Below are 1,614 nucleotides of genomic sequence, written 5' to 3'. Positions count from 1 at the left end.
GGTGTTCCTGATCCGTGACGGTCTCGAGGTGGTGCAGCAGGATGCCTTCGCGCAACGCCCAGGGCGACACCTCCAGGGAGGTGATGTCGAGGGTCGCCATCGTCGCGCTCGCGACCACCGCGCCCGCCAGCGACTGGCGGGCACGGTACTGCGAGATGCCGCGCAGCCCTGCCCGGTCGGCGCTCGACATGACGGCGAGTCGTGGCAGCCAGCGATGAACGTCCTTCCTGGTCAGCGAACGCCGGACGAACGGTCCGCGGCGCTGTGGCGGTGCGCCGGCCAGCCGGGCGAGTTGCTTGAACGTCTTCGAGCTGCCGATCACCCGCTTCGGGTCGCCCTCCCACAGCAATCGGTCCGATACCTGACGCAACGTCGTACGGACGTGGTGCCGAAGCTCGTGCAGCTGGTCCTGGCTGGGTGGATCGTCGGGCAGGAAGGCGCGGGTGAGCCGGCCGGCGCCGAGCGGCAGCGATGCCGCGAAGTCCGGCCGCGCGTCCCGCCCGAGCGCGATCTCCATCGACCCGCCGCCGATGTCCAGCACCAGCAGTCGTCCCGCCGACCAGCCGTACCATCGCCGGACGGCCAGGTAGGTCAGCCGTGCCTCGTCCTCGCCGCTCAGGAAGCGCAGCTGCACCCCGGTCTCGTTGCCAAGGGCAACCGCGATGTCCGCGGCGTTCGTGGCGTCCCGGATCGCCGACGTGGCGAACGCGTACATCCGGTCGACGTGCAGGTCACGCGCGACGGCCGCCGCGGTCCGGACGGCCTCGACGACCCGCTCGACGCCCTCGGCGGCGATACAGCCGTCGGGCTGCAAGGCCTGGCCGACCAGGATCCGCTGCTTGAACGCGTAGGTGGGGAGCGGGGGTGCACCCGGGACGGCCTCGGCGACCTGCAGTTGCGCCGTGGTCGACCCGAGGTCGAGTACGCCGATCTTCATATCCGGGCTGTTCCCGTGGCGAAACGTGGGCGCCTGCGATCGCCGCGGCGGCTGCTTCGCGGCGGTCTACTCGTGTAGCTGATCGGTTTGTCCGGGTACGGCGGGGGCACCGGGGCGCCATGGCGAAGATCGACCGGATTGCCGAGCCTTGGGGGACGCGGGCGGCGTACGGGCCGGGGGAGGACTGGCCGGTGCGGGTGGACCTGCGACTGGACGACGGGGTCGCCCCGGCCGATGTCGACGAGTGGGTGCAGTCGGCCGCGATCCTGCACTCGAACGGTGACGGGCTGGACATCGCGGTCAAGGACGGCCGGATCGTCGGCGTGCGAGGACGAGCCGTCGACCGGGTGAACCACGGACGGCTGGGCCCGAAGGACCTGTTCGGGTATCAGGCGAACAACTCCGCGGACCGGCTGACGACACCGCTGATCCGCCGCGACGGCGAACTGATCGAGACCGACTGGGACACTGCGATGTCCGCGGTCGCCGGGCGGACGAAGGAGCTGCTCGCCGAACGCGGGCCGAGCTCGATCGGCTTCTACACGACCGGCCAGCTGTTCCTGGAGGAGTACTACACCCTCGCGTTGATCGGCCACGGCGGCATCGGCACGAACCACATGGACGGCAACACCAGACTTTGTACGGCGACCGCGGCGGCCGCGCTGAAGGAGACCTTC

2 protein-coding genes are annotated in these 1,614 nt (G+C 70.6%); one reads left to right on the top strand and one right to left on the bottom strand.

Annotated features, from left to right (window positions below):
* On the bottom strand, positions 1-937 hold a 937-nt coding region (locus VFF46_RS28225; RefSeq protein ID WP_325040256.1), incomplete at its 3' end, for a Ppx/GppA family phosphatase.
* Between the two features lie 119 nt (positions 938-1,056).
* On the opposite strand from VFF46_RS28225, the gene VFF46_RS28220 reads away from it, so the two are divergent.
* Positions 1,057-1,614: molybdopterin oxidoreductase family protein (locus VFF46_RS28220; RefSeq protein ID WP_325040255.1), on the top strand; the 558-nt coding region annotated here is incomplete at its 3' end.

This window comes from Kribbella sp., from assembly GCF_035655035.1.
Taxonomy (GTDB): Bacteria; Actinomycetota; Actinomycetes; order Propionibacteriales; family Kribbellaceae; genus Kribbella.
This window is presented reverse-complemented; position numbering and strand designations above follow the sequence as displayed.